1 protein-coding gene is annotated in these 351 nt (G+C 63.2%); it reads right to left on the bottom strand.

Features of this window, described 5'->3' with window-relative positions:
* Window positions 1-46 precede the first annotated feature (46 nt).
* Window positions 47-351 (bottom strand): FAD-dependent oxidoreductase (locus VSR34_RS39000; RefSeq protein ID WP_342965170.1); only part of this gene is annotated, 305 nt, incomplete at its 5' end.

Raw genomic sequence — 351 nt, 5'->3', positions numbered from 1 at the left:
GGGACCGCACCATGGGCATTCGATCAGCAACATGATCAGGTCTCCTTTAGTGCGCGACCGCAGCGGCGCCGTGTTCGTCGATCAGATGGCCCGTATAGAAGCGGTCCAGCGCAAAGGGCGCATTCAGCGGATGCGGCTCGTCGTTCGCGATCGTGTGCGCGAACACCCAGCCCGAGCCCGGCGTCGCCTTGAAGCCGCCCGTGCCCCAGCCGCAATTGAAATAGAGCCCTTTCACATGCGTCTTGCTGATGATCGGGCACGCGTCGGGCGAAACATCGACAATGCCGCCCCACTGCCGGTTCATGCGCACGCGCGAGAACACCGGGAACATTTCGACGATGGCCTGCAGCG

It is taken from the genome of Paraburkholderia sp. JHI2823, assembly GCF_038900695.1.
Taxonomy (GTDB): domain Bacteria; phylum Pseudomonadota; class Gammaproteobacteria; order Burkholderiales; family Burkholderiaceae; genus Paraburkholderia; species Paraburkholderia mimosarum.
Note: the sequence above shows the minus strand (reverse complement) of the source record. Positions and strands in the feature narration are given on the sequence as shown.